The 6,171-nt window shown below is 41.5% G+C and carries 7 protein-coding genes and 1 pseudogene; 4 read left to right on the forward strand and 4 right to left on the reverse strand.

Annotated elements, in window-relative coordinates; genetic code table 11:
• Positions 1-169 precede the first annotated feature (169 nt).
• From ACYVD4_RS19395 to ACYVD4_RS19410, 4 genes are all read right to left on the reverse strand, one after another.
• Positions 170-844, reverse strand: a complete 675-nt coding sequence (locus ACYVD4_RS19395) for a response regulator transcription factor (RefSeq protein ID WP_460948618.1) — start codon at positions 842-844, stop codon at positions 170-172.
• Complete coding sequence (locus ACYVD4_RS19400) at positions 841-1,518, reverse strand: sensor histidine kinase (RefSeq protein WP_460948619.1); 678 nt, start codon at positions 1,516-1,518, stop codon at positions 841-843. The genes ACYVD4_RS19395 and ACYVD4_RS19400 overlap by 4 nt, the downstream gene beginning before the upstream one ends.
• 92 nt (positions 1,519-1,610) lie before the next feature.
• Entirely contained in the window at positions 1,611-2,264 is a 654-nt protein-coding gene (locus tag ACYVD4_RS19405; RefSeq protein WP_460948620.1) for a hypothetical protein, read from the reverse strand.
• A gap of 31 nt (positions 2,265-2,295) precedes the next feature.
• Positions 2,296-2,772: a hypothetical protein gene (locus ACYVD4_RS19410; protein ID WP_460948621.1), complete on the reverse strand. Its 477-nt coding sequence runs from the start codon at positions 2,770-2,772 to the stop codon at positions 2,296-2,298.
• A gap of 366 nt (positions 2,773-3,138) precedes the next feature.
• On the opposite strand from ACYVD4_RS19410, the gene ACYVD4_RS19415 reads away from it, so the two are divergent.
• From ACYVD4_RS19415 to ACYVD4_RS19430, 4 genes and pseudogenes are all read left to right on the forward strand, one after another.
• Positions 3,139-3,681, forward strand: coding sequence for a phage tail protein (locus ACYVD4_RS19415; protein ID WP_460948622.1), 543 nt, complete (start codon positions 3,139-3,141; stop codon positions 3,679-3,681).
• A gap of 278 nt (positions 3,682-3,959) precedes the next feature.
• Positions 3,960-4,697 carry an endonuclease/exonuclease/phosphatase family protein gene (locus tag ACYVD4_RS19420; RefSeq protein ID WP_460948623.1) on the forward strand — a complete coding sequence of 246 codons (738 nt, stop codon included), beginning with the start codon at positions 3,960-3,962 and terminating at the stop codon, positions 4,695-4,697.
• 68 nt (positions 4,698-4,765) lie between these two features.
• Positions 4,766-5,764, forward strand: coding sequence for a hypothetical protein (locus ACYVD4_RS19425; RefSeq protein WP_460948624.1), 999 nt, complete (start codon positions 4,766-4,768; stop codon positions 5,762-5,764).
• 224 nt (positions 5,765-5,988) lie between these two features.
• Positions 5,989-6,171 (forward strand): annotated as a pseudogene (locus tag ACYVD4_RS19430) (hypothetical protein); the annotation flags it as partial.

Raw genomic sequence — 6,171 nt, forward strand, 5'->3', positions numbered from 1 at the left:
CTGAGTGCTCATTTGAAAAGAACACCAAAAGCTAAAAATCAGATCATAAACTTAACCACACAAAGTGCGTAAGAGCCAGTTAATAGGGGGCCAAGATATTCGGAAAAGTGCCAAAGTATGCTATTGTACTTTCATAAGTAAAAAAGTCATAATTTGTATTCTTGATGAATTAGAGCAGTGAAGAAGGGTCGAGTAGATGATTTTTTACGGCAAATATGACCAGACCAGCTGTGTTACGTGCCCCGGTTTTCTCGAGTAAATGATTTCGATGTCCATCTACTGTGCGTGTACTGATATTAAGCTGGTCGGCAATTTCCTGAGCCGTATATTGTCGACATATTAAATTGAGTATTTCTATTTCTCTCGTTGTCAAACTAGAGGCTGTATCTACCTTAAATAATTGACGTGGCTTCTTAATGGAAAGCCTGTTTTTCATGGCTGTCAAAAAAACGTCGTTGAAATAAAACTCCTTGTCGACAACCGTTCGAATCGCCCGTTCGACTTCCGAAGGTTCAACATTTTTGAATAGAAAACCATTTACGCCCAGATCGATCATATGGATTACAAAGCGATCTTCCCGATATACCGACAAAATAACTATTTTAAGGTCTGGATACTTGATATTCAGCTGCTTAGTGACTTCGACCCCATTTAGCTCCGGCATCGACAGGTCTAACAGAACCACATCAGGAAATGGCACCGCTGTTTCCAGAGATTCCAGTAAAGCTCGTCCGTTATCAGCTTCTAAGGTAATATGAATCCCCTCAAAACTGTTGATAATCGACAACATACCCTTACGAAACAAAACTTGATCGTCGGCTATTGCTACGTTGATGTACTTCATAGGTCGGTCTGTAATGGAATGTCAATATAAACCCGCAATCCCTGTCCTTCGTGCGTTTTAAACTGGACTGATCCGCCAAGCATTTGCGTGCGCGTCTCAATATTCTTCAAGCCTAAACTCTTCTTTTGATACGCTTCTTCCATGTTAAATCCAATACCGTCGTCATTGTATGTAAGCAAAAATCGATCGGCAGTAACTACAATCTGAATCTCAATATAGGTAGCCTGCGCATATTTGCTGGCATTGTTCAGCAGCTCCTGTACAAGTCTATAAATGGTCAGATTAAACCGGGAGCTGAAGCTAACCGTACCATGTACCACTACCTGAATCTCATTTTCAGCGGCAGCCATTACCTCTTCGCACAATCCCTCGAGAGCATATACCAGGCCAAGTTCTTCTAATCCCTGTGGCAACAAATCATTCGAAATACGTCGAATCGTATCAAGTGTATGATCGATCTGGCCTTTGAGCTTATCCCCTGACGTAGCATTAACCGAGTTGCATTGCATGAGCTGGCCGACCAGAAGCCGCATAATCGACAAAGAAGCGCCGACCTCATCATGAAGGTCTCGCGCTACGCGATGACGTTCGTCTTCAACGGCATCCAGCGTACGGAAAATTACATTTTGCTGATAGTTCAGCTCGATTTGTTTTATGGCCAATTCCTGCTTCACCAGCCTCTTTTGGTATAGTAAAAGAAAAGCTATTAACCCAGTTACTAGGAATAAAATAGCTATCGAACCACCGAATAATAAGACGTATAAGTCTATTGAAGATTGGGACTGAACCATAAACCAAGGCCAATAGCAAGGTGCATTAAGACAAACAGACAGGAATGTAAGCCCCAGGACATCAAACTTAAGGACTGATTCGGTTGCTCAATTGTAATATTGGCTAATACAAATAAAATAAGACTTCCCGCAAAATAGAGCAGGAAGCCAGTATTGATCCAAAACACGGGGTAAGTTTCAGGATGCTTAACATCGAGTTCGGTAAGCATCTTATAAAAGCATAAAACAGCGAGTCCAATAACCATAAGGCTCTCTAGACCACGCGAATACGTATTAAAAACTGTCAAGGGCTGAACAAATAAAACATTCAGGATGACAAAGCTATTGAATATCAATAACAAGGCTATAACCAACCACTTTGGATAGAAATTTGAAAAGAAGCGTCGGTAGAATAAAGCAATTATATTGAATTCAATAGGTGTATAAAGGTGCAGAAGAAACAGATTCGGTATATGCAACTTTGACAGTGTAAGTGAAACTAGTTCACCAATCAGACTTAGCAGTAGAAACAACCCGATATAAACTAATTCTGCCTGCAAAAACCGTCGGCGTACAATAGCAATTCCTACAGAAATAATCAGCACATAAGATCCATTTAATAGCATCCAATGCAGAAAGTGCTCTGTCATAGCAGATAAACCGTATTAAAATAATGGGTGTTTAGCAATCATCACACGACTTGTCCTTGCGAATAAATAATGGACTTTCATCGTCACACTGTGGAGGACAAACGTGCGTGAAGTCGAATACGTTGTAATTCTGTTCGGCATGAACTTTCTCAACGTTCATTTGCCCGATCAGGTCAATGACGGTATTAGGATCTTTTTCGCTCGTAGGATCAACATCTTTACGATACGCAGCCGATACCAGAAGTAAGCATGGCCGAATATGTTTTTTGCCCGTATTCTCATCTTCAACAGGTTTTTTGCCTATATACATTCGGATAAACTCGGTATCTAGCTGATTTAGCAACTCAACAATTTCCGCTCGTCTAACCAAAAATGCCCGCATGGCCGCAGGAGGTGTTGGAGCCGACAGTTCCTTAGAATCTGAATCAATCCAGTTTGTAACCCAATCCTGAGCGGTTGCGAGTGGAACGGCGTATGGCACTAAATCTAAATTTGCCTGATTATCCATATTTGTAACGTTATAGTATATTTTTTGGCAAATAAAGAGCTTTATAGCTGACTCTATACCCATAAAAATACCTATTTTCAGAAATTAGTATAAATACCTTCTTCTTATAGGTCTAAAAGCGCTATTTGGAAATAGCGCTTTTTTGCTCATTTATTCCCCTATATCGAGGTTGATCTTTGCATCACGTCAAGTTCATATCCTATAGTTCAGGCTTCGCAGGTGTTGTGATTGTCGTTCTGGACGTAGCATTTCATTCCTCCAACCTATTTTAAATTAACGTAGTAACAAGTAGCAGTATTCGTTGATCGTCCAAGCATTTACTTATTAGTAACAAATGTTTTTTTACCATTAACCTTTATTTTAAACATGGAAGAGTACATTGGTATCGTTAAGCTGTTTGCAGGGAATTACGCCATAAAGGGATGGGCTTTTTGTGCGGGCCAACTGCTTCCCATCAATCAATATTCTGCACTCTATTCCCTGCTGGGAACCACCTACGGAGGCAACGGAACTACTACGTTTGCGCTACCTGATTTGCGGGGACGAGCCGCAATTGGTTTCGGAGCAGGTCCGGGACTTCAGAACTACAGTTTGGGTGAAGTAGGTGGTACCGAAAGCGTTACGTTAATATCGACCCAAATGCCAGCTCATAGCCACTCATTAAATGGAACAACGGCTGCTGGCGATCTGGTACCACCTACGGGGGCGCTACTGGCTGCTGCCACAGGTGCAGATGGCGATGGAAATCCAGTTACAGTGAACAGCTATGTAAATGGAAGTCCTAATACTATACTTAATCCGGCCAGTATTGGCATAACGGGCGGAAACCAGCCTCACGAAAACCGTTCTCCCTTCCTTACACTCAACTATATTATTTGTTTGGAAGGCGTCTATCCGTCACGAAATTAATTTAGCCCCTTTTCAAGTCTCCCTAATATATAAAAGTAGTACTACCGAAAGGCGTTACACAGCTATCTGTGTAGCGCCTTTTATTTCGATTCATCCATTTTTCTGCTGCTATCTATACATAAAAATACCTATTCGCAAAAACCCTGTTAAATACTTGCTCTATTCGGTCACAATTACTTGATTTTCAAATTGGGCAATTGTGACCGTTTTTACTAGTCAAACAGTACGCAACTTTGTTACACGCTCAAGATATGGTTTGGGGCTAAACGACTTGTAAGATGCTGATTTCCTGGAACTCTCAGGGTAAAAACCCAACTTCATACATACTGTCAAGTAATCAGGATTTCCCAAAAGAATATACTGGCAAACCCGATTGCATATGTATTCAGGAAGCAGGAGATTGGTCGCCCTATAGCAAAGGCAATCCAATACTGTGTAACTGGAATCCAGCGCCATCCTATGGTTATTACAAGGAACTCAGTACTGTAACGATCAACAACGCAAATTATATCGGGTATGTGGTGCCGTGGCAGGCAAGTATTGATGGCAACAATCGGTGTACGTTAGTAATCCTATGGCGCCAGGATCTGGGGACATACCGTGATTTTCCTATTAAAGGTTGGCACGACGGTCATGAAACGCACCGGCCCGTATTCTGGATAACGACTAGCATTGGCAAAATTGGCTGTATACATGCTCCATCTGGTGGAGGAGCATCAACATTTTTATACATCGTTAATGCCATCACTCAGATAAGTGGAGCCGGAATCGGTGGCAACTGGCTTATCGCTGGTGATTTTAACTACGTAGCTGTAGATATGAAAGCAAACTTACCGAAAGGGGTTTCGATCATTGATAGCCGAGAAGCAACCCAGAAAAGCGGAGGCAATATTGATTATCTGTTATGCAATGATCAAAACAATACCTACCGAAAGGCTAAAGCTGCTGAAAACTACGTTCAGTCAGATCACTTGCAGATACGCTTCATCCCGAACCCAATCATCAGAACGCTTTAAACAATAAAACCTCTTTTCAATCGACCTCTTTTTTAACCAATTCCAGTTTACCTTTTAACCAGAAAATCATGGGACGCTCAAAATCAATTGACGACAAAATCAAAGACGACGCAAAGTTCAGAGAGTTTATGAACAAACTTTCTGAGGAAGCTAAAGTTGAGGAAGACCGAATAGCGGGCCAAATTGACGCAATTGCAAAAAAACAATATGAGGGTAATGGATGGGACTACGGTCGTTTGTTCGGTAACCGCCAAAGCGACTATCAGAATTACAGCGACTGGAGTCTGACACGTATCAATAATATTATCGACTCGCTGGGAAAAGCACTTTCTGGTGGCGATTTCCCTTCCACAGCACTTCCGGGATCAGAAGATGCGTCTAAGTCGACAGTCGACGCTGCCAAGGATTTTCTCGGCGTTTTCGGGGGTGATTATAGTCTGATCATTGCACGGGTTCAGGCTCTTATTTCGGGGGTTCTTTCGCAGTTTGCGGTGGCCTCCGATGCCTCAAGAAAAACAGCCTTGAAAGACATGCCCTTATCCGGAGGATTGCACCTCTTCTTCGGATCGTCGGGAATGGTATACACCAATAACACGTTTTTTACGAATCAATTTATAGGCACTTTCCAGATTGTCTTCGAAGTGTACATGAGTGTTGATGAAGCACGGGCTATCGGTCTTCAGCAAATTCTCAAGACGACAAGTAAAGAACTGGATATCCTAAACCAATTGATTATTGACCTGCGGGAAGAACAGGCTAAAAGCTTAAAGAAAATACTCAAAGAGAAACCAGAGGATTACGCGTCAACGTATGCTACGTATAAAGTTGCACTGGATCTGGTGAAGCTGGATCGGGATGAGTTGATGCAGCAATACAACAAATACGATCAGGTGGTTAAAGCGGTAGAGTCGCTTCTACCAAAACTCAATTTAGCTGAGTTTACCAACGAAACTGAAACAGAAGAAGCTCTATCGTTGACATTGCTCTTTGATGACTGGGAACTAGGAATTGCCAAGCGGTACATCAGCGAGAAAATTAACAATGCTCAAGCCACTGAAGTAGCCTGATAATCTGTACGCTAAATACCCTACACTGTAGCTATCTTAACCAGATACCGATTGTCAATTTATAGTATTGACAATCGGTATCTGGTTAAGATAATTTGATATGTAAACAATAAGTCACCATGTTGTAAAATAAAAAAATAAACATACTATTAAATAAGTATAATTTCATGTAAATCAACTTATTATATCATGATTCTCCATTTCAACCTTTCCCTTTGAAACTTATGAAACGACAACTACTCAACAGATTTCTGCTACCCAAATGGTTGCTATTGCTGTTTTTGGCTCTGACTATATTACCAAAGTCTGGATATGCACAATTGTACTATCTTATGAATGATGGTGCGGCCACCGCCACACTGGATGAGCTACGACGGACACCCTTAAGTGGCGCTTCAGAAACTACA

This window comes from Spirosoma daeguense (assembly GCF_054776875.1).

Bases quoted from the DNA above. Each gene is read 5' to 3' on its own strand.
- ACYVD4_RS19420 (WP_460948623.1), top strand. From the start codon at position 3,960: ATGCTGATTTCCTGGAACTCTCAGGGTAAAAACCCAACTTCATACATA.
- ACYVD4_RS19395 (WP_460948618.1), bottom strand. From the start codon at position 844: ATGAAGTACATCAACGTAGCAATAGCCGACGATCAAGTTTTGTTTCGT.
- ACYVD4_RS19410 (WP_460948621.1), bottom strand. From the start codon at position 2,772: ATGGATAATCAGGCAAATTTAGATTTAGTGCCATACGCCGTTCCACTC.
- ACYVD4_RS19425 (WP_460948624.1), top strand. From the start codon at position 4,766: ATGGGACGCTCAAAATCAATTGACGACAAAATCAAAGACGACGCAAAG.
- ACYVD4_RS19415 (WP_460948622.1), top strand. From the start codon at position 3,139: ATGGAAGAGTACATTGGTATCGTTAAGCTGTTTGCAGGGAATTACGCC.
- ACYVD4_RS19405 (WP_460948620.1), bottom strand. From the start codon at position 2,264: ATGACAGAGCACTTTCTGCATTGGATGCTATTAAATGGATCTTATGTG.